We start from the raw sequence: 21,120 nt of genomic DNA, 5'->3' as shown, positions 1-21,120 counted from the left end.
GAATGGCTTTAAACTCAAGAGTACCAGAAGGTCCAATTAAAGATAAATGGACAACTTATAAAGATAAAATCAATTTAGTTAACCCAGCCAACAAACGTCACATTGACATTATTGTTGTTGGAACAGGTTTAGCTGGTGGTTCAGCGGCTGCAACGCTGGCTGAACTAGGATATAATGTAAAAGCATTTGCCTATCAAGATTCGCCACGACGTGCACACTCTATTGCAGCGCAAGGAGGTATCAATGCCGCTAAAAACTATCAAGGTGATGGAGACTCAACATATCGGTTATTTTATGATACTGTAAAAGGGGGCGATTATCGCTCTCGTGAAGCCAACGTATATCGTTTGGCTGAGGTGTCTGCAAATATTATTGACCAATGTGTGGCTCAAGGCGTTCCTTTTGCAAGAGATTATGGAGGATTGTTGGATAATCGTTCGTTTGGTGGGGTTTTGGTCTCCAGAACATTTTATGCCAAAGGGCAAACAGGTCAACAATTATTGTTGGGAGCCTATTCGGCCATGAACCGACAAATAGCACGTGGTAAAATTGAAATGTTCAATCGCCATGAAATGTTGGATGTTGTAAAAATAGATGGTAAAGCAAGAGGTATTATTGCGAGAAATTTGGTTACCGGAGAAATTGAGCGTCATTCAGCGCATGCTGTAGTAATAGCATCTGGTGGTTACGGTAACGTATATTACTTATCAACCAATGCCATGGGAAGTAATGCAACAGCCGCTTGGAAAATCCATAAAAAAGGCGCCTATTTTGCTAACCCATGTTTTACTCAAATCCATCCAACTTGTATTCCGCGTTCAGGTGATTACCAATCAAAATTAACCTTGATGTCTGAGTCATTACGTAATGATGGACGTATTTGGGTGCCTAAAAATATTGAAGATGCCAAAGCGGTGCAACAAAGAAAATTAAAACCTACAGATATAGCCGAAGAAAACAGAGATTATTTCCTAGAACGACGTTATCCTGCTTTTGGAAATTTAGTGCCTCGTGATGTCGCTTCCAGAGCAGCTAAAGAACGTTGCGATGCCGGATATGGTGTGAACGCTACAGGAGAAGCTGTGTTTTTAGATTTTGCATCGGCCATTGAACGGTACGGAAAAGAGCAGGCCAAAATCCACAACATAGAAAATGCGTCTGCAGAAAAAATATATGATTTAGGTAAGAAGATTGTAGAGGCTAAATACGGAAACCTATTCCAAATGTATGAGAAAATAGTTGATGAAGATCCATATAAAACACCGATGATGATTTATCCTGCAACCCATTACACCATGGGTGGTATTTGGGTAGATTATAACTTAATGACTACGGTTGACGGTTTGTATTGTATTGGTGAAGCCAACTTCTCAGACCATGGAGCAAACAGACTTGGAGCTTCGGCTTTAATGCAAGGTCTAGCTGATGGATATTTTGTATTGCCATACACGATTGGCGATTATTTATCACATGAGATTAGAACAGGAAAAATTCCAACAGACACCAAAGAATTTGATGAAGCCGAAAAAGAGGTTAAAGACCGTATTGATTTCTTCATCAACAATAAAGGGAAACATTCAGTAGACCATTTCCACAAAAAACTAGGAAAAATTATGTGGGATAAATGTGGTATGTCACGTAACGAAAAAGGTTTAAAAGAAGCCATGGCAGAAATTAAAGCATTACGTGAAGAATTTTGGAAAGAAGTGAACGTTCCTGGATCAGCCAATGAAATGAATCCTGAATTGGAAAAAGCCGGACGTGTAGCTGACTTTTTGGAGCTCGGCGAGTTGTTTGCTAAAGACGCCTTGGAGCGCAATGAATCCTGTGGAGGTCACTTCCGTGAAGAATCTGTTGAATTGGATGGTGAGCAGAAAGGAGAGGCTAAGCGTAATGATAAGGATTACGCCTATGTGGCTGCTTGGGAATATAAAGGTGAACCAGCCGATGCCGTACTGCACAAAGAACAATTAGAATTTAAGGATATTGAACTGAAACAACGTTCATACAAATAAGACATTATGAATTTAACACTTAAAATTTGGAGACAAAAAGACTCAAATACAAAGGGTCAAATGGTCGATTATAAAGTAACTGATATTTCGGAACATATGTCTTTTTTAGAAATGATGGATGTTTTGAATGAACAATTAATAAATAAAGGAGAAGAACCTGTTGCATTTGACCATGATTGTCGTGAAGGGATTTGTGGTATGTGCTCCATGTACATCAATGGTGAAGCCCATGGTCCAGACCGGGGTGTTACCACCTGTCAATTGCACATGCGAATGTTCAAAGATGGCGATACCATTACCATTGAACCATTTAGAGCTAAAGCATTTCCTGTAATAAAGGATTTAGTGGTAGATAGAAGTGCTTTTGAACGTATTCAACAAGCAGGGGGTTATATTTCAGTGAATACATCAGGAAATACCCAAGATGCCAACTCTATTCCGATTTCAAAACATGCCGCCGATGAAGCTATGGATGCAGCAACTTGTATAGGTTGTGGTGCTTGTGTAGCAACTTGTAAAAACTCATCAGCTATGTTGTTTGTTGGCGCCAAAGTATCGCAATACGCTTTATTGCCACAAGGACAGATAGAAGCGGCAGACCGTGTTAGAAATATGGTAGCCCAAATGGATTTGGAAGGGTTTGGAAACTGTACCAACACTGGAGCTTGTGAAATAGAATGCCCTAAAGGTATTTCGTTGGATAATATTGCCCGTATGAATAGGGAATTAATGAAAGCCAGTTTATCATAATTGTTCCATTCATCGATAATAAAAAAAACCTAAGCTTTAGCTTGGGTTTTTTATTTAGCTTTGCCCTCCATTTAAAAATCCCTTTAATGAAATTTAAAATCAGTTTATTAACAATATTATTTAGCTTCGTTTTTTGCCTGACTTTTGGGCAAAGTAATTCTCAAACACATTATAATTTAGTTTCTAAACAGCTTTTTAATGAGACTTCATTATTGCAACACATCAAGGCTTTGTCATCTGATGCATTTGAAGGAAGACGAACCGGGACTAAAGGCGGCATTAAAGCAAGACGATATGTTATAAATGAATTTCAAAAGCTTGATGTATTACCATTATACAAAAATTATGAGCAACCTTTTTCATTTTTTGAAGGGGGTAAGCAATATAATGGGAGTAATATATTAGGTTTGATAAAAGGTACAGAAGAACCAAATAAATATATTGTAGTAAGTGCGCATTATGATCATGAAGGCATAAAGAATGGTGAGATTTACAATGGAGCAGATGATGATGCTTCTGGAACATGTGCCCTGTTTAGTTTTGCCGAATATTTAAAGAACAATCCACCAAAACATTCGGTAATTTTAGCCGCTTTTGATGCTGAAGAGTTAGGTTTAAAAGGCTCTAAATATTATGTAAATAATCCAATAGTGTCCTTAAAATCCATTATGGTTGATTTAAATATGGACATGATTAGCCGAAGTGATAAAAATGAATTATTCGCTGTAGGTACAACATCCAATAAAACGCTCAAATATCTCATCTCGAATTTCAAACAATCTGAAACCTTTAAACTTATTGCGGGGCATGATGAAGCGGATGATTTGGAAAATTGGACCTATTCATCAGATCATGGGTCATTTAATAAAAAAGGAATTCCCTTTTTATACTTTGGTGTTGAAGACCATAAAGATTACCATATGCCAACGGATGATTTTGAAAACATCCAGCCAGATTTTTATATAGAATCCGTTAAGAGCATTATTACTGTTTTCCAAAAAATAGATTTGCTTAATTTTTAAAAATAAGCTTTTAACTGAACGGTTCCTGTGTGAATGGTTTTGCTGGTTTCGGTTTTTCTGCCAAAATAGCTCAGGTTTAAGTCTAAAAATTTAGTTAGTTTTTTTTGTGCCAATAAACTCCAAGTGAAGTTTTTTCCTGGTTGTAAACCTTCAAGCATTTGATAGGCAACAGGCGTGTTTGGATTTCCAACAAAATTATTTGAAAAATAATTAAACTCACCATTAATAGCGCCTTTTTGATTGTTTGATAGCGTAAAGGAAGCCCCGTATTTTTGTTGTTTTAACGATTCTAAATCACCGATGGAGTTTTTGGTTGAAGTGTATTGGTAAAATAGGTCAAAGCGCGAATTATCATTAAACAAATAGGACAGTTTTGGATTATACCGCTGCTCATTGAAATTGAAATTCTTGCTACTGAAATTTTCACTTGTACTTGAATTGGTTTCAAAAATAGAAGACAGGTCAATTAACCAGCTTTCCTCAATTTTATGATTGAAGTTAAATTGATGGCTTTTTAAACTGCTTTCCAAAAATCCAATGGATAGAACATTTCGGGATTTATTGGTTAAAAATGTGTATGACGTTGTATAATGTTGCTTGCCTCTATTAAAAAACAATACATTCCGTAAATTTAACTGCAAGCCCAATTGGTTGTCGGCATCTGCTTGAAACGGATTAATGTTAAAGTTGTTGCCAGTATTTTTAATTTTTCTGTCAATCAAATAACTGGTTTGATTGTAAAAGTGCGACCAGAATTTTCGGGATGTATTATCACTCACGGCCCATTGTGATGGGTTTATGGTGAGCGTTTGGCTCAATCTGTTTTGATGTGTTTTAATGTATATGCGATTGGGTAACAGTACCCTTATGTATTTGCCTTGGTCTTGAAACTGTGCAATTTCAAATTCCTCTAATTCCTGAATGCCATTTTCATTATAGTCAATCCATGTGTACGTACCTTTTCCCGGATCTACTTCAACATAGGTAAAATCTTGTTGCGGTAAGGTTCCTGAATTGGTTTCAAAAACGGTATTCCACTGTACGATTTGATTAAAAAACTTTTGACTGTATTGCAATCTGGAATTTAAGGATTGGTCATCAGCAACGGTTTTGTCCTCATTTTTAAGGGTTCGGTAATTGACATACAAAGACAGGTTTGTATTATTATTTTGAATGAGTTTAGAATCTAAATATAAGGTATTTGATGTGTTCACCTTTTGCAGTCGGTTATTCCGTATACTGTCATTTACCCTGTTTTTATAACCAATTTCAGCAAACACATTTGTACTATCACCAATACCATAAAACACGTCGTATGATTTGAATTTTTGACTCAATGGTGTTAATTCTTCAGTGGCAGTGTTTTTTTGTTCATTATCCTCAAGGGCCAGTTTGGTACCTAGCCAACTGTGATTCATGCTGTACGTTATACGGTTGTAAGACCTTAAAAATGTTGAAGTGTTGATGTTTGAAGAAGCTTTTAAAAAACTGGAATAAGATGTAATGCTAAATTTATCAAGACGTAAATTGGCGTTTATAACGTGTCTGTTTCCATTGAAATTCTCAGAGTAACCCAAGTGCTCAAATTGATAAGTAGCCATCCCTTTTTCAGGATGGCTCAATTGCATGCCCGTTGTAAACAATTGTTGGTTACCCAATGGGTTTTCTATATTCCAATCCCGATTGAATTCTGCCGTGTACAAACGTTCAATGGTCTTGAAATTCTTTTGAATGTAATCAATATCGGCAAAGGCTTTTAAGTTCCAAAGACTATCATTTTTGGTAAGGGATTGTGATATTTTAAGTTTTCCGGCAAACCCGTTATTGTTGGCATCGTCAAGATTGGAAAACAAGTTCAAATCGTTTTTGCTGCCAGCCATTTCAAAATCAAGACTTGTTTTTTCTGAAGGGTTATATTGCCCATTTATTACGGCCATTTGAAGTTTGGAAGGTGCCACAAGCTGCACAACAGGCGCATAATTTCCTTGTGGAATGCCAGCATTGGGTTCTACATATTCATAAATGTTATTAATAGCATTGGTACTGCTCAATACATAATCGCCTTGATTATTGCCAACCAAACTAAAGGTAACGCGATAGAGTTCATCATCAGGATTATTTGAAAACACAAATGCTTCTTGACCATTAATCAACTCTTTTTTATATAAAATCCTGTTGTCAGTATAAGAATCTTTAACGGCTGAAGGGGCAACCATTAACGCTCTGTCATCTCCAGCATTTGATAGTATTTGCACCTGTTCTTCAGACAGGTTTTGTTGCAAGGGTTGGTTTTTGGCATCGTTTTCAGAATAGACCGAAACCCCAAAATTAAGCTTGTCGCTTTCAAAGGTTCCGCCACCGTAGGCCACCAAACGGGAGTAGTTGCGTTCGCTGTATTGATAATCAACCGTAATGCGCATTTCAGAAGTTATGGGAAATGTTGAATTGAAAATGATTTCACCTGCGTTATAGTCAATAATATAATCTTGGTCTTCACCGCGTTTTACGGCCACGCCATTAACATAAACCGTTTCACTTCCGGACACAATGAGCACATATAATTCGCCATTGGGACCTTGTAATTTATAGGGCCCTTGATTGCCTTCTTGAGCTGTAAACTGGCTTCTTGTAAACTGCCCTCGCACCAAAGCACCTGCGGCAAACAGATTTGTTTTTGCGTTCTCATCACCCAGTTTAAAATTTAACATAAGACCTTGAACCCGTTTTGAAAAATTGCCGAAATAGGAATTGGTCTTCAATAAATCAATGTCACCGGCGCGAACATTCCAACGGTCACTATAGAGTTCAATAAATACCTGGTCAAATTCATCCAATCGTTGTGAATAACCACTTTCCTGTAACGGAATATTGGCATCTTGAATAGAGGCTCGTAATGAAACCTTATCGTTGAGTTTTCCTGAGATCTGTAAATCCAGTTCACTGTTTAAAACAGAATTTTGATTGTTCCCAATGGTCACACCACGCGAAATACTGCCCGAAGTTGTCAATCCATCAAAAGGAATGAAATTAGACTCTTGATTGCTTTGTGATAGTTTATAAAGGGTTTTTGCAGTTGCATTGTTTTTGACAATAATATGTTCATCTAATTGCTGATAGGTCTTGGTTAAAAATTCTGGAAATTTCAAGTAATTTATAATGATAGAATCTGCCTCAATAGACTTTAAAAGTGTTAGTTTGGCATTCGGAAAATCAACAGTATAATAGGAATTGTCAATAAATAGACTATCCGTTGTTTTTATGGAAAAGTAATTGGGATTTATACTGACGATATCAATATCAATGGTATCCTGAACAGCAACTTTTTTACTTCTATAGTTAGAATTCGGGTTTTGTGCTTTGGCACAAAACCCGATAAAAAACACAAAAAGAATGGCTGTTAGTTTCATTTGATATTTAAACTACAAATGGTTTAAAATATTTTGTTAATACTTTTCGTTAAATGTGCTGTAAAATAATAGTGTAAAAGTAACGCATTATTTATTTTAGCTGAAATTCTTATTAGAAACATGAAGATAATATCCTATAACGTCAATGGTATAAGAGCAGCAATTAATAAAGGGTTTATAGACTGGTTGAAAAGTGCCAACCCCGATATTGTTTGCTTACAGGAAATAAAGGCATTAAAAGAACAATTGGATTTAGATATGTTTACTGAAGCGGGATACCAATACACCTATTGGTTTAGCGCGCAAAAAAAAGGATATAGCGGGGTTGCCATTTTAAGTAAGATCAAACCCAATCATGTTGAATATGGCACAGGAATTGAGTCAATGGATTTTGAAGGCAGAAACCTTAGAGCAGATTTTGATGGATTTTCAGTCATGAGTTTGTATTTACCCTCAGGAACCAATGATGCCCGTTTAGACCATAAACTTGAATATATGGACATGTTTCAAAACTATATCAATACCCTTAAAAAAGACATCCCAAATTTGATTATTTGTGGTGATTATAATATTTGTCATGAAGAAATCGATATTCATAATCCAAAAGGCTTGAGCAATACCTCCGGATTTTTACCGGTAGAGCGCAAGTGGATTGGTAACTTCATTAAAAGTGGCTTTATAGATTCTTTCAGGTATTTAAATAAAGAGCCCGATAATTATACCTGGTGGAGTTATCGTGCCAATGCCCGAGCTAATAACAAAGGATGGCGTTTGGATTATGCCATGGTTTCGCAACCATTACAAGAAAACATTAAAAGAGCCGTTATATTGTCTGACGCTGCCCACAGTGATCATTGTCCTATTTTATTGGAAATAGAAAAATAAGTTAAAACAAACCTTAATCAGAATATAAAAAATGATAAAAAAAATCCCATTAGCAGTCGTAACGTTAGCATTTGTAGCTTCTTGTGTGTCTCCTAAAGTTTATAAGGAGTTAGAAGGAAAATACAATAATTTAAAACAGGAAAACAGGAAACTATCTGATGAGAACGAATCTCTTTTAAGCGCCAAAACAGCGGCAGAAAATGAATTGAAGCAACTGCAAGCGGCCTATGATGAAGCCGTAGCAGACCGTGACAGATTACAAAGTGATTACAATGCCACAAAGGCCAACTACGATGCGTTAAAAGATTCGTATGATGCTTTGGAAAAAAACAGTTCAGCAGCTATTGCTGCAAATTCCCAAAAAAACAGGGAGTTATTGGCTCAGCTGGAAGCTAAAGAACAAGCTTTGGCAGCTGAGAACCAACGTCTTGTAAAACTTAAAAACGAATTGGAAGACCGTTCTAATCGTGTGGCAGAACTAGAAAAAGTGATAGCCGATAAAGATGCGGCCATGAGAGCATTAAAAGATGCTATCTCAAGAGCCTTGACCGATTTTGAAGGTAAAGGACTAACTGTTGAGCAACGCAATGGTAAAGTATATGTCTCTATGGAAAATAAATTATTGTTCAATTCAGGTAGTTGGGCTGTTGGTTCAGAGGGAAGACGAGCCGTTCAGCAACTCGGTAACGTTTTAGCACAAAATCCTGACATAGCTGTGCTAATTGAAGGACATACCGATAACGTTCCATATCAAGGTAACGGACAGTTAAGTGGTAACTGGGATTTATCAACCAAACGAGCCACTGCTATTGTTAATATTTTACGAGAAAATGATGGCATTAATCCTGAAAACTTAACCGCAGCAGGACGTGGGGAGTATGCACCAATTGCAACCAACGATACACCTGAGGGACGTGCCAAAAACAGACGAATAGAAGTCATTTTAACACCTAAGTTAGACGAGCTTTCCAAGTTGTTAAATGATAATTAATAAGTGGGCGTTACCACAAGGGTCGCGCTTTACGTTGCAATCTTTTATTTTTTAGCATAAAAATAAAAGGATTTACACTGCAATCGCTAACGCAAAAACCTTAACATAGTTTTAAACCTTTCAGAATCTATTACTCTGAAAGGTTTTTTTATCTTTAAGCTTTTTTCAAAAGCAAAATTTAATAGATGAAATATACAACCTTACCTAATACCAATATAAAAGTCAGTAAAATATGTTTGGGCACCATGACATGGGGCAATCAAAACACAGAAGCAGAAGGGCATCAACAAATGGACTATGCTTTGGAGCAAGGTATCAATTTTTTTGACACCGCAGAAATGTATCCGGTTCCTGCCGAACCCAAAACCCAAGGGCGAACCAGTAAGATTATTGGAACGTGGTTCCACAAAACAGGCAATAGAGATAAGATTATTTTAGCAAGTAAGATTATTGGCCGTTCCAGCGACTATACCAAACACATACGCAGTACGGGTTTAAACCCTGAATCTATTACTGAAGCTATTGAAAAGGAGTTAAAACGCTTGCAAACCGATTATATTGATTTGTACCAAATTCACTGGCCAGAGCGCTTAACCAATACATTTGGTATTAGAGACTACAAACATGACCCCAGTGATGAATGGCAAGATAATTTTAATGAGGTGCTCCGTGCTCTTGAAGAGCAAATCAAAGCAGGTAAAATCCGCCATATTGGTATATCCAATGAAAAAGCATGGGGAACCATGCGTTATTTAGAGGAATCAAAAAATAATGGTTTACCAAGAATGAGCACCATTCAGAATGCGTATTCCTTGCTAAACAGAACATTTGAAGGCGACTTAGCTGAGGTTTCTTTAAGGGAAAACATTGGGTTGTTGGCCTATTCGCCCATGGCATTTGGAGTGTTGTCCGGTAAATATATAAAAGGCACGGCCACAGATGATTCCCGATTAAAATTGTTTCCAAGATTTGCAAGATATAGCAGTGAACAATCTACCGAAGCTGCCAAACGCTATTTAAAAATTGCAGAGGATAATAATATGAGCTTGGCGCAAATGAGTTTAGCGTTTGTCAATCAGCAACCGTTTGTTACCAGCAACATCATAGGTGCCACTAAAATGGAACAGCTTAAGGAAAACATAGATAGTATCAATGTAACGTTATCTGAGGAGGTCTTGGCACAAATCAATGAAGTCCATAAAGTGATTCCTAATCCGGCACCTTAAAATTCCTGCGAAAGCAGGAATCTCATCAAAGCTTCAATAATCCTAAATCCAGCTTAGTGATATTAGCTATATTCCTTTTTTTATATCATTTTAATAATTCAACATATTAAAATAATATGTAAATTGATTCACTTAAAATACAGGGAATTTATTTTTATAATATGAAATGGCAAGGTAGAAGACGCAGTTCCAATGTTGAAGACCGTAGAGGGCAAAGGTCATCAGGACAAGGAATAGGCGGGGTTAACCCAACACTTTTAGGGCCTTTAATTAGACTTCTGTTTTCAAAAGTAGGACTATTTATTGTTGGTGTCTTTTTGGTGATTTCTTTAATACTAGGTAAGAACCCATTAACGTTAATCAGTCAGTTTTTAAGTGGCGGTAGCGTTCAAACAGAAACATCTGCACCATATAAACCTACTGCCAAAGAACAGGAATTAGCGGATTTTAGTGCTACCATATTGGCGAATACCGAAGATGTTTGGAATAAGCTTTTAGATAATTACAGAGAGCCTACATTGGTGCTTTTTACAGGTTCGGTGTCATCTGCGTGTGGTTCGGCTTCCAGTTCAACAGGACCTTTTTATTGTCCGGGCGATGAAAAATTATATTTGGATTTAAGTTTTTTTGATGATATGGAACGCCAATTACATGCACCAGGCGATTTTGCCCAAGCCTATGTAATTGCCCATGAGGTAGGGCACCATATCCAAAAAATAATGGGAATTTCTGATAAAATGCAACGATTAAGAGGTCAACTTAGTCAAACAGAATACAATAAATACTCAGTCAGATTGGAGCTTCAAGCCGATTTTTTAGCGGGCGTTTGGGCGCACTATTCGCAAGAAATGACACAGATGATGGAAACGGGCGATTTGGAGGAGGCCTTGAATGCCGCCAATGCCATTGGTGATGACCGCTTGCAAAAGCAATCAAGCGGACATGTGGTTCCAGACTCCTTTACGCATGGTACCTCGGCACAGCGTATGCGTTGGTTTAAAAAGGGATTTGATACCGGAGATTTATCACAAGGCGATACGTTTAGCGCGCCTTCGTTATAAAATTTATTATGTCATTACGAGAAAGTATGACGAAGTAATCTCTTAGAAATAGAAATAATTAGATTGCCACAGGTAATTAAAAATTACCTTCACAATGACGTATTAAAACAAAAAGCCCAACTAATTTTAGCTGGGCTTTTTTTAATTATTTAATTTGTTTACCATCTTTATCAAAAAAATGATATTCTAAATATGTGTAAGCATCTCTTGGTAAAACTTTAACCCATTTTTTGTGTTCAAAAAACCATTTTGAACGTACTGATGGAAAACCTTTTGTTAAAAAGGCCGCTATAAAAGGATGTGTGTTTAAAGTCAACTTTTTATAGTCTTTTTTTAATAATGTTTCCAGATCGTGAGTCATTTTTTGCACCAATCCTATGGGTGCTTCAACTTCTTCACCATTCATAATGGCGTCTGGATTTTCTTCGCGGGTTTTTATGTTCATTTCTGGACGTACTCGCTGTCTGGTTATTTGGATCAATCCAAATTTACTTGGAGGCAGTATTTTGTGTTTGGCTCTGTCATCGCTCATTTCATCTCTAAAATGATTGAAAAGCTTCTGCCTGTTTTCAGCATTGGTCATATCAATAAAATCCACTACTATGATGCCTCCCATATCACGCAAGCGTAATTGGCGGGCAATTTCTGTAGCAGCAATCAGGTTGACCTCTAGTGCTGTATCCTCTTGGTTGTTTGCCTTGTTAGACCTGTTACCGCTGTTTACATCTATAACATGAAGGGCTTCGGTATGCTCTATTATTAAATAGGCGCCTTTTGACATAGAAACGGTTTTACCAAATGAGGTTTTAATCTGTCTTTCTATTCCAAATTTTTCGAAAATGGGAACATTTGATTGATACAACTTAACGATTGATTCTTTATTGGGTGCAATTTCTTGCACATAATCTTTAATTTGGTAATAAAGCTCTTCATCATCAACATGAATACTGGTAAAGGTGTCATTAAATATATCCCGTAACATAGACGAGGCTTTGTTTAATTCTCCTAATACTTTACTTGGATGATGGGCTCTGTTCAATTTTTTACACATTGCCGTCCAACGACTAAGCAAGTTTTGTAAATCTTTATCCAGTTCGGCTACTTTTTTGCCTTCTGCTACGGTACGTACAATAATTCCAAAACCTTGAGGGGTGATACTTTTCACCAATCGTTTTAATCGGTCTTTTTCTTCCTTGCTTTCTATTTTTTGTGAAATGGAAATGCGATCGGAAAAAGGCACTAAAACAATATACCTACCAGCTATAGACAGCTCAGAACTTATTCTGGGCCCTTTAGTTGATATGGGTTCTTTTACTATTTGTACCAATAGCGATTGATTTGATTTTAAGACATCGGCAATGCTTCCGCCTTTATCAATATCTTTTTCAAATGGGAAATTTTTTAAAGAAAAATCTTTTAGTTTACCTGTGCTTACACGTTTTGTGAATTTTAAAAGAGAAGGAAGTTTTGGCCCTAAATCATGATAATGCAAAAACGCATCTTTTTCATAACCTACATTAACAAATGCAGCATTTAGTCCGGGAACGGTTTTTCTTATTTTGGCTATAAACACATCACCAACAGAAAAATCGTTACCACCTTCGTCCTTATGTAATTCAATGAGTTTTCCATCTTTTAATAAGGCAAAATCAACATCTTCTGAACTAGATCGAATAATCAATTCTTTATCCATTAAGTTAATTTTTATCCATACGCTTTAGTTAAAAGCTAAAAGTTAAAAGTTAAAAAGTTAAAAGTGGAACACCAATAACAATCAACTGTAAACCATTAACCAACAACCAAATTATATAGATGGATTATACATTATTTTTCACAGGATTTTTTAAATCCGTGGAGTTCAAAAACCACGTAAAGTGATTAAAATTTTGATGAACTCATTTCAAAGAACGTTTTGTATTAAAGACCAAAAAAAAGTAGCTTATGTAACTACTTTTTTTGGTTATTTTTTCTTTTTGTGACGATTAGCGCGCCTACGTTTTTTACGCTTGTGCGTTGCAACCTTATGTCTCTTGCGTTTTTTACCACTTGGCATAAATTATGTTTTTTAAATTAATAATATAAATGTTTTATTTAACGTCTACGTTAGTTTTAACGCCTTCAACAAATACTTTTGCAGGCTTAAAAGAAGGAATGTTGTGCGCAGGTATTTTGATAGTGGTATTTTTTGAAATATTTCTACCGGTTTTTTCTGCTCTTGTTTTAATAATGAAACTTCCAAATCCTCTTAAGTAAACATTATCGCCACTTTCTAAAGAGGTTTTTACTTCATCCATGAACGTTTCAACGGTTGCTTGAACATCGCCTTTCTCAATTCCTAATTTTTCGGAAATTTTTGCTACTAAATCAGCCTTAGTCATTTTTAATATTTTATTTAAGTTACTATATAAATTTAAAAGGGATGCAAATATAGGAATTTAAAATTCAATATTTCAAACCTAATTCATTAAAATTTAAGATTATAAACGTTTATTTTTGCCTACTCATTTAAATCAAAGAATGATAGTCTCTAAAACATTAATAAATTGGTATTCAAATAATAAACGAGAACTTCCGTGGAGACAAACCAAAGACCCTTATTGTATTTGGTTATCAGAAATTATTTTGCAGCAGACACAAATTAAGCAAGGCCTGCCATATTATGAGTCTTTTCTTAGGGAATTTCCAACCGTTTTTCATTTGGCCAATGCCGATGAAAGTCAGGTTTTAAAATTGTGGCAAGGATTGGGCTATTACTCACGTGCCAGGAATTTGCATGCTACGGCAAAATATATTGTTGAAAAACTGAATGGGGAATTCCCATCAAGTTATAAAGAACTCCTACAGTTAAAAGGTGTAGGCGATTACACAGCCAGTGCCATAGCCTCCATTTGCTTTAATGAGCCTGCCGCTGTAGTTGATGGCAACGTCTACAGGGTGCTTTCGCGCTATTTTGGAATAGACACACCTATAAACTCCACACAAGGGAAAAAGGAATTCAAACTATTGGCCCAACAGTTGATAGACATAGAAAACCCGGCAGACTTTAACCAAGCCATTATGGAGTTTGGCGCTGTGCAATGCAAACCACAAAATCCAAATTGTAGCATCTGCCCGTTGCAAGATAGTTGTGTGGCTTTGCAAAAAAGCAGCATTAACCAATTACCTGTAAAAACTAAACCAAATAAGGTTTCCAAAAAACATTTTAATTTTTTGGTTCTTATTTCAAAAGACAATAAAACCATATTGGAAAAGCGTGAAGGGAAAGGTATCTGGCAAAATCTGTATCAATTTCCTTTAATAGAGACCAAAACCGCTGTAACAGAAAAAAACATTTCAAAACAGTTGTCTACCCATGAGCTATTAAAAGAGGTTGACTTTGAGGTGTCCTTATATAATGACAACACAATTATCCATAAACTATCACATCAGCATTTACATACCAAATTTTGGATTATCCATGTTGATAATCTTAATGGTGATGCTATCCCAATTGATAATATCCACAGTTATCCTGTGCCCATATTAATTGGAAATTTTATAGATGCTTTTAATTTTTAAGGTATTCGTCTTCACTGTGATAATTTTTTATTAATTTTAAAAAAATGAGAAGCAAATGGTTAATTTTGCTTTTGAAAAAATAGAACAAAATTTATGTCTGGAACATTAAATAAAGTGATGCTGATTGGGCATTTGGGAGATGAAGTAAAAATGCATTATTTTGAAGGTGGCGGTTGCGTGGGAAGATTTCCGTTGGCCACTAATGAAACTTACACTAGCAAACAAACCAATGAGCGTGTAACAAATACGGAATGGCATAATATTGTAGTGCGCAATAAAGCTGCTGAAATTTGTGAAAAGTATTTGAGTAAAGGCGATAGAATTTATGTTGAAGGACGTATAAAAACCAGAAAATGGCAAGATGATAGTGGTAATGAAAGGTATTCCACTGAAATTCAGTGTACCGACTTTACCTTTTTAACCACTAAAAAAGAAAGTGAAGGACAAGCGTCCCCTACTAAACAGGAACCCCAAAAAGCAGACAGTCAAAACAGCATGACTAATGAGCCTATTGGAGAAGAAGACGATGACCTTCCATTCTGATTGTTTAACTAATACTATTTTATTTGGATCCTGATCCCCCGAGTTTTAAAGCATTATTTATGACAATTGATTTTTCAATTATCATCGGATTTGCACTGTTATTTTTATTGTTGTTTTTTTCCGCACTTGTTTCTGGTGCAGAAGTTGCCTTGTTCTCTCTTACCCGAACCGATATAGAAGAAGGACTTGAAAAAAAATCCAAACGCGTACAAATCATTTCAAAATTATTGGAACGCCCCAAAAAATTATTGGCAACCATTTTGGTGGCCAATAACTTTATTAACATAGGCATCGTTATTCTGTTTGCGTTTTTGGGAGGTTTTTTGTTTGAAGGCATAACGTCAGTTATATTAAAATTTATAGTGGAAGTTGTCATAGTCACGTTTTTAATCCTGTTGTTCGGTGAGATTCTTCCAAAGATATACGCCAGCAGAAACAAGGTGAAATTTGCCATGTTCATGGCGTATCCGCTACAGTTTTTAGACATTGTTTTTTCGCCATTGAGTTTGCCCATGCGAAGCGTAACCATTGCCATTCAAAACAAATTGGGCAAGCAAAAATCAAACTTAAGTGTTGACCAGTTATCCCAAGCCTTACAACTTACAAGTGAAGAAGATACTACCAAGGAAGAACAAAAAATATTGCAAGGTATTGTGTCTTTTGGGAATACTGATACCAAACAAGTCATGCGCCCCCGAATTGATATTTTTGCGCTTAGCGTTGACCAAAAATATTTGGAGATTATGGAAGAAATTGTTGAAAACGGCTATTCCAGAATTCCGGTGTATAAAGACAATATTGACAATATTCAAGGCATTCTTTATGTAAAAGATTTGTTGCCATATATAGATAGAAAACAATTTGATTGGACTACCTTGTTACGAGAGCCATTTTTTGTACCAGAAAACAAAAAGCTGGATGATTTAATGGCAGAATTCCAAGAGAAAAAAGTACACCTTGCTGTTGTTGTTGATGAGTACGGAGGCACCTCTGGATTGATTTCGCTAGAAGATATTATTGAGGAAATTGTTGGTGATATAAGTGATGAGTTTGATGATGAAGATTTAAAATACTCAAAATTAGATGACCACAATTTTGTGTTTGAAGGCAAAACAGCACTTCGGGATTTTTATAAGATTACAAAAGTTGAAGATGAAGCCGTTTTTGAAGAGCATAAAGGTGAAGCGGAAACGGTTGCCGGTTTTGTTCTTGAGGTTTCCAAAAACTTCCCAAAACTCAACAGTAAAATAAATTTTAAAAATTACGTTTTCACTATAGAAGCTTTGGACAATAAGCGCATTAAATTCATAAAATTCACCATATTGGAATGAGATATTTTTATTTAGTAATCGTGTTTCTTGTTTGTGTAGCTTGTCATGATGACGCTATTCCCAAGCCCAAGGCCTTTTTGCGTTTGGAATATCCAGAGGCAGCCTATTCCAAAACAACTATTGATAGTATGCCGTTCTCATTTGAGGTGAATGCCTTAGCCAAAAAGATTACTTCAAAAAAGATTAAAAGCACAACTGAAAGTTATGGCATTAACATCCTGTATCCGTCCTTAAAGGGCACGATTTACTTGACTTATAAATCAATTAAACACAATCCTGCTAATTTGAGAGCCTTTTTGCATGATGCACAAAACTTCACGCAAAAGCATACAGCCAAAGCCGATGAAATTATTGACAGACGATACGAAAACGATTTAAACAAAGTGTATGGTATGTTTTATGAGGTAGGGGGTAATGCGGCTTCGCAATCTCAGTTTTATGTGACTGACAGTGTAGAGCACTTTTTAACAGGGTCTTTGTATTTTTATGTGAAACCAAATTACGATTCCATTTATCCGGCGGCAAAGTATTTGGAAAAAGATATCAAGCACATTATGGAAACCATTAGGTGGAAATAAAAAAGCTTCTCATTTTGAGAAGCTTTTTTATTATATTAAACCAGATTTATACTTTGGTCTTGTTCATACAGCATGATTTTTGACCTTCTTTGGCGCATGCCATTTTCTCTGCTTCGGTTTTATTGGCACAATTGGCTTTACAAGCTTCAGCTTTTGCCATGCAATCTGGGCAATCTTTTTTAGTACAGTTTGGGCTACACTTAAGATCACAAGATTTGTTGGATGAAAAAGCCTCAACGGTTTTCATATCACTTACCTTGTACATGTCTCCGGCTTTGGCAACCATCTCAGTAAGAGAAGTAGGTGAAACCTTTGCCACATCATACTCAACCATGGCTAATTTACGGTCAAAATCTACTACAGAGGATTTTACACCTTCCATGGCAGCAATTTTTCTTTCAATGGTTTTGGCACAACCCATAGCGCAGGTCATTCCGTCAATTGTAAATTCTGCTTTAGCATAATTAGCATTAGGATCAACCGTTTTTACAGTTTGTAATGCGCTTTCAGTCTCTATGGTTTTAACCTCAGGCTTTGTCTCATTTTTGCAGCTAAACGATATAAGAGCTAGCAAAAAAATACCCATAATATTTTTTAATGTGTTCATCAGTTAATAGTATAAAAATTATTTACAAAATTACAGAAATAAAACCGTCTTTTGCAGTTGAAATGCCTTAATAATTGCTTAAAATTAACTCGTTATGCGTGTGAACAATTCAAAATGGATATATCTTTTTATACTATCAATCATTTGGGGCAGTTCATTTATTTTAATTAAGAAAGCGCTTGAGGGATTGACCATTTACCAGTTAGGCGCTATGCGGACTATTATTACTGGTTTGTTTTTATTTGCGGCGGGATATAACAAGCTGAATGGAATCTCAAAAACAGAATGGAAGTGGCTTGCTATATCTGGTTTTTTAGGGTCATTTTTCCCAGCATTCTTATTTGCTATTGCGGGCACGGAAATAGATAGTGCTGTTATTTCCATTTTAAATTCATTGACGCCCTTGAATACCATTTTATTGGGGTTTGCAGTGTTTAAAATTACATCTACTAAACGACAGGTTTTAGGGGTTATAGTTGGTTTTATCGGAACGACTTTACTTATTTTTAAAAGTGCAGACTTAAACCCCAATCAAAATTACCTGTTTGCTGGATTTGTAATTTTGTCAACTGTTATGTATGCTGCCAATGTGAACATTATTAAACGCCATTTGCAGAACCTGCATCCATTAAGTATAGCAACCGGCAATTATGTTATTATATTTATCCCTGAAATAGTCGTACTGTTGTTCACCAATTTCTTTTCAACCGCAACCTTTCAAAACCCAGGACTTAAAATGGCGATGGTTTATATCACTATTTTATCGTTTTTTGGTACCGCCTTGGCAAAAGTATTATACAACAAGCTGGTTCAAATGGCAACGCCTGTATTTGCTTCATCGGTTACGTTTTTAATGCCCATTGTTGCTTTTTTATGGGGTTTTTTGGACGGGGAAACATTTGGAATTCTCCAAATTTTTGCTAGTTTGATTATTTTATTGGGGGTTTATTTATCCCACAGAAGACAAGCCTGATTAGACTGTTTTTAAAGTCTTGTTTTAAGTCAGCTTTCAAAAAAATAGAGATGTAATTATTTTAAACCATAAATTTTTCCGAAATTTAATTGAATAAAAATCAAGATTCCATGAAATGCCCGTTAGCAATTAATTACAATTTCAAGCAAAATGCTAATTGGGCATTCCATCTGACCTTTTTTAAAACAAATAAATATTAACAGATGAAAAAAATAATCCTTCCAATTAGATTTGGTCTTGTAACCAGCGCTGTTTTAATTGCTTATTTTTTATTTCTCGCCCTGTTCGATAAACATATTAACCCTGTTTATAGTTTTGTTAATGCTGCCATAACGGCATTTGGTATTTATGAAGCCATTAGGATTTATAAATTGGAGCAAGGCGATGCATTTACATATACCAGTGGGTTTTCAACTGGTATTGTAACCGGTGCCACCGCCACCATAGTGTTTACCGTTTTCTTTTTGTTTTATTCAACCGAAATCAATGTTGATTTTCTTGGGCAGTTACTTGAAACCATGAATGGAGGTTTTGATATAAATGATGGTATGGTTACGTTTATTGTTGCCATTATGGGGTTTGCCACCACAGTGATTTCTACGCTTACTGTTATGCAGTTTTTTAAAAACAGCGGAAATATGCCCCAAAAGAAATAAAACGTTTGTAAATTAATTTATTAGCAGTATATTTGCACCCGCCTAATTATAGGCAAGTTCATATATTTAATAAAATAATTAATAAAACGTTACGCTATGTACGCAATTGTAGAGATAGCAGGGCAACAATTTAAAGTTGTAAAAGACCAAAAAGTGTTTGTTCACCGTTTACAAGCTGAAGAAGGAAAGCAAGTTGCTTTTGATAATGTACTTCTTATTGGTGATGGTGACAATGTAACTGTAGGCGCCCCAGCTATAGACGGAGCTCAAGTAGGAGCCAAAGTCTTAAAGCACCTTAAAGGTGATAAAGTGATCGTCTTTAAAAAGAAAAGACGTAAAGGATACCGTGTTAAAAACGGTCATCGTCAAGCTTTAACTGAGATTATTATTGAAAACATTGCTGCTTCTGGAGCTAAAAAAGCTGCTAAAGTAGAAAAGAAAGCTGAACCAAAAGTGGAAGCTGCTGCACCAAAAGCAGAGGCTAAACCAGCTAAAAAAGCAGAAGCTACTCAAGATTTAAGTAGTTTAACTGTTGCAGAATTAAGAGATATGGCTAAAGCAAAAGAAATTACAGGATATTCTTCAATGAAGAAAGCTGAATTAATTGCTGCTTTAAGTTAATTTGAACATATAAAATCGAAATAAAATGGCACATAAAAAAGGAGTCGGAAGTTCGAAAAACGGTAGAGAATCAGAATCAAAACGCTTAGGTGTTAAGATTTTTGGTGGTCAAGCTGCAAAAGCAGGAAACATTATCGTTAGACAAAGAGGAAATACACACCACCCAGGTGAAAACGTATATTCTTCAAAAGATCATACATTACATGCCTATGTTGATGGTATTGTAAGATTCGCTAAGAAAAAAGATAACAAATCATACGTTTCTGTTGAGCCTTTTGAAGCTTAAGAAACCAATATCTTTTTAACATATAAAAACCCTTTCTGTTTTTCAGAAAGGGTTTTTTGTTTTTGTTTGTTTTTGATGCAGTTTATTTCTTCCAATCCAAATAAACCAATATATCATTAATGCACTTGTCCAGTTCGGTTTTAATGTCGCCTTCCCAAAACCTAAAAACACTATAGCCCAAGTCTGTAAGTTGTTGATTGACTTCCTCATCACGTTGTATGTTGCGTTCTATTTTTGGTATCCAGAATGTTCTGTTGCTTTGAATGGTTTCCTTGCGTTCGTTCCAATTGTAACCATGCCAAAACTCACCATCAATAAAAATGGCCAATTTGTATTTTTGAATGGAGATATCGGGTTTTCCAGGAAGCGTTTTATTGTTGATGCGATACCGAACCCCTTTTTCCCATAGCGCTTTTCTGAACACTAATTCGGGCTTGGTGTTTTTACCTCGAATTTTGCTCATGATCTTGGAGCGTTTTTTGGTGGTATAAAAACCAGAGGCTTCGTTAAAACGGGGGACTTTTATTTTTTCTTCTTTATATGGCATAATTGAATATGAATATAATGAAAAAATGGAATGTTAATCAATTTTAGAACTTGTTGCAATAGC

Annotated in this window: 20 protein-coding genes; 15 read left to right on the top strand and 5 right to left on the bottom strand. The window is 35.9% G+C overall.

Features of this window, described 5'->3' with window-relative positions:
• Positions 1-2 precede the first annotated feature (2 nt).
• The 3 genes from IEW94_RS08645 (at position 3) to IEW94_RS08635 (ending at position 3,787) form a co-directional block, all read left to right on the top strand.
• Positions 3-2,015, top strand: coding sequence for a fumarate reductase/succinate dehydrogenase flavoprotein subunit (locus tag IEW94_RS08645; RefSeq protein ID WP_188652028.1), 2,013 nt, complete (start codon positions 3-5; stop codon positions 2,013-2,015).
• 6 nt (positions 2,016-2,021) lie between these two features.
• The gene (locus IEW94_RS08640; protein WP_188652025.1) at positions 2,022-2,765 is read left to right on the top strand and encodes a succinate dehydrogenase/fumarate reductase iron-sulfur subunit; all 744 of its coding nucleotides are present in this window, start codon (positions 2,022-2,024) and stop codon (positions 2,763-2,765) included.
• Between the two features lie 86 nt (positions 2,766-2,851).
• The gene (locus IEW94_RS08635; protein ID WP_188652023.1) at positions 2,852-3,787 is read left to right on the top strand and encodes a M28 family peptidase; all 936 of its coding nucleotides are present in this window, start codon (positions 2,852-2,854) and stop codon (positions 3,785-3,787) included.
• Here IEW94_RS08635 and IEW94_RS08630 read toward each other — a convergent pair.
• Entirely contained in the window at positions 3,784-7,194 is a 3,411-nt protein-coding gene (locus tag IEW94_RS08630) for a DUF8818 domain-containing protein (protein WP_188652021.1), read from the bottom strand. The two genes, IEW94_RS08635 and IEW94_RS08630, sit on opposite strands and share 4 nt — an antisense overlap.
• A gap of 120 nt (positions 7,195-7,314) precedes the next feature.
• On the opposite strand from IEW94_RS08630, the gene IEW94_RS08625 reads away from it, so the two are divergent.
• The 4 genes from IEW94_RS08625 to ypfJ all read left to right on the top strand — a co-directional run bounded on the left by IEW94_RS08625 (position 7,315) and on the right by ypfJ (position 11,357).
• On the top strand, positions 7,315-8,079 hold the full coding sequence (locus IEW94_RS08625; protein ID WP_188652019.1) for an exodeoxyribonuclease III: 765 nt from the start codon (positions 7,315-7,317) through the stop codon (positions 8,077-8,079).
• A gap of 31 nt (positions 8,080-8,110) precedes the next feature.
• The gene (locus tag IEW94_RS08620) at positions 8,111-9,070 is read left to right on the top strand and encodes an OmpA family protein (RefSeq protein ID WP_188652017.1); all 960 of its coding nucleotides are present in this window, start codon (positions 8,111-8,113) and stop codon (positions 9,068-9,070) included.
• Positions 9,071-9,255: 185 nt separating this feature from the next.
• Positions 9,256-10,296 carry an NADP(H)-dependent aldo-keto reductase gene (locus IEW94_RS08615; RefSeq protein WP_188652015.1) on the top strand — a complete coding sequence of 347 codons (1,041 nt, stop codon included), beginning with the start codon at positions 9,256-9,258 and terminating at the stop codon, positions 10,294-10,296.
• A 161-nt stretch (positions 10,297-10,457) separates the two neighbouring features.
• Positions 10,458-11,357, top strand: coding sequence for a KPN_02809 family neutral zinc metallopeptidase (gene ypfJ / locus IEW94_RS08610; RefSeq protein ID WP_188652013.1), 900 nt, complete (start codon positions 10,458-10,460; stop codon positions 11,355-11,357).
• 145 nt (positions 11,358-11,502) lie between these two features.
• Here the strand turns inward: ypfJ and IEW94_RS08605 are convergent, their stop codons facing one another.
• Together IEW94_RS08605 and IEW94_RS08600 are read right to left on the bottom strand one after the other, a co-directional pair.
• A complete protein-coding gene (locus tag IEW94_RS08605) occupies positions 11,503-13,050 on the bottom strand; it encodes an Rne/Rng family ribonuclease (RefSeq protein WP_188652011.1) in 1,548 nt (515 codons plus the stop codon).
• Between the two features lie 394 nt (positions 13,051-13,444).
• Positions 13,445-13,735 carry an HU family DNA-binding protein gene (locus tag IEW94_RS08600; protein WP_166960647.1) on the bottom strand — a complete coding sequence of 97 codons (291 nt, stop codon included), beginning with the start codon at positions 13,733-13,735 and terminating at the stop codon, positions 13,445-13,447.
• A 139-nt stretch (positions 13,736-13,874) separates the two neighbouring features.
• Between IEW94_RS08600 and mutY the strand changes: the two genes are divergently transcribed.
• From mutY to gldD, 4 genes are all read left to right on the top strand, one after another.
• Positions 13,875-14,915 carry an A/G-specific adenine glycosylase gene (mutY, locus tag IEW94_RS08595; RefSeq protein ID WP_188652009.1) on the top strand — a complete coding sequence of 347 codons (1,041 nt, stop codon included), beginning with the start codon at positions 13,875-13,877 and terminating at the stop codon, positions 14,913-14,915.
• A gap of 93 nt (positions 14,916-15,008) precedes the next feature.
• On the top strand, positions 15,009-15,458 hold the full coding sequence (locus IEW94_RS08590; protein ID WP_188652007.1) for a single-stranded DNA-binding protein: 450 nt from the start codon (positions 15,009-15,011) through the stop codon (positions 15,456-15,458).
• A gap of 23 nt (positions 15,459-15,481) precedes the next feature.
• Positions 15,482-16,789 (top strand): gliding motility-associated protein GldE, encoded by a 1,308-nt coding sequence (locus IEW94_RS08585; protein WP_188652006.1) that lies wholly within the window; start codon positions 15,482-15,484, stop codon positions 16,787-16,789.
• A complete protein-coding gene (gene gldD / locus IEW94_RS08580; protein WP_188652003.1) occupies positions 16,786-17,367 on the top strand; it encodes a gliding motility lipoprotein GldD in 582 nt (193 codons plus the stop codon). The genes IEW94_RS08585 and gldD overlap by 4 nt, the downstream gene beginning before the upstream one ends.
• Before the next feature lie 46 nt (positions 17,368-17,413).
• Here gldD and IEW94_RS08575 read toward each other — a convergent pair whose 3' ends face one another.
• Positions 17,414-17,974, bottom strand: coding sequence for a heavy-metal-associated domain-containing protein (locus IEW94_RS08575; protein WP_188652001.1), 561 nt, complete (start codon positions 17,972-17,974; stop codon positions 17,414-17,416).
• Positions 17,975-18,068: 94 nt separating this feature from the next.
• Here IEW94_RS08575 and IEW94_RS08570 point away from each other — a divergent pair, with 94 nt between their 5' ends.
• From IEW94_RS08570 to rpmA, 4 genes are all read left to right on the top strand, one after another.
• Positions 18,069-18,947, top strand: a complete 879-nt coding sequence (locus IEW94_RS08570; RefSeq protein ID WP_188651999.1) for a DMT family transporter — start codon at positions 18,069-18,071, stop codon at positions 18,945-18,947.
• 203 nt (positions 18,948-19,150) lie between these two features.
• Positions 19,151-19,603: a DUF4199 domain-containing protein gene (locus tag IEW94_RS08565; RefSeq protein ID WP_188651997.1), complete on the top strand. Its 453-nt coding sequence runs from the start codon at positions 19,151-19,153 to the stop codon at positions 19,601-19,603.
• A gap of 96 nt (positions 19,604-19,699) precedes the next feature.
• Positions 19,700-20,224, top strand: coding sequence for a 50S ribosomal protein L21 (gene rplU, locus IEW94_RS08560; RefSeq protein WP_188651994.1), 525 nt, complete (start codon positions 19,700-19,702; stop codon positions 20,222-20,224).
• Between the two features lie 25 nt (positions 20,225-20,249).
• Positions 20,250-20,510 (top strand): 50S ribosomal protein L27, encoded by a 261-nt coding sequence (rpmA, locus tag IEW94_RS08555; protein WP_188651992.1) that lies wholly within the window; start codon positions 20,250-20,252, stop codon positions 20,508-20,510.
• A gap of 82 nt (positions 20,511-20,592) precedes the next feature.
• On the opposite strand, the gene IEW94_RS08550 is transcribed toward rpmA, so the two are convergent.
• Positions 20,593-21,057 (bottom strand): very short patch repair endonuclease, encoded by a 465-nt coding sequence (locus IEW94_RS08550; protein ID WP_188651990.1) that lies wholly within the window; start codon positions 21,055-21,057, stop codon positions 20,593-20,595.
• Between the last annotated feature and the right edge of the window lie 63 nt (positions 21,058-21,120).

The organism is Yeosuana aromativorans (assembly GCF_014646655.1).
Classification (GTDB): Bacteria; Bacteroidota; Bacteroidia; order Flavobacteriales; family Flavobacteriaceae; genus Yeosuana; species Yeosuana aromativorans.
Note: the sequence above shows the minus strand (reverse complement) of the source record. Positions and strands in the feature narration are given on the sequence as shown.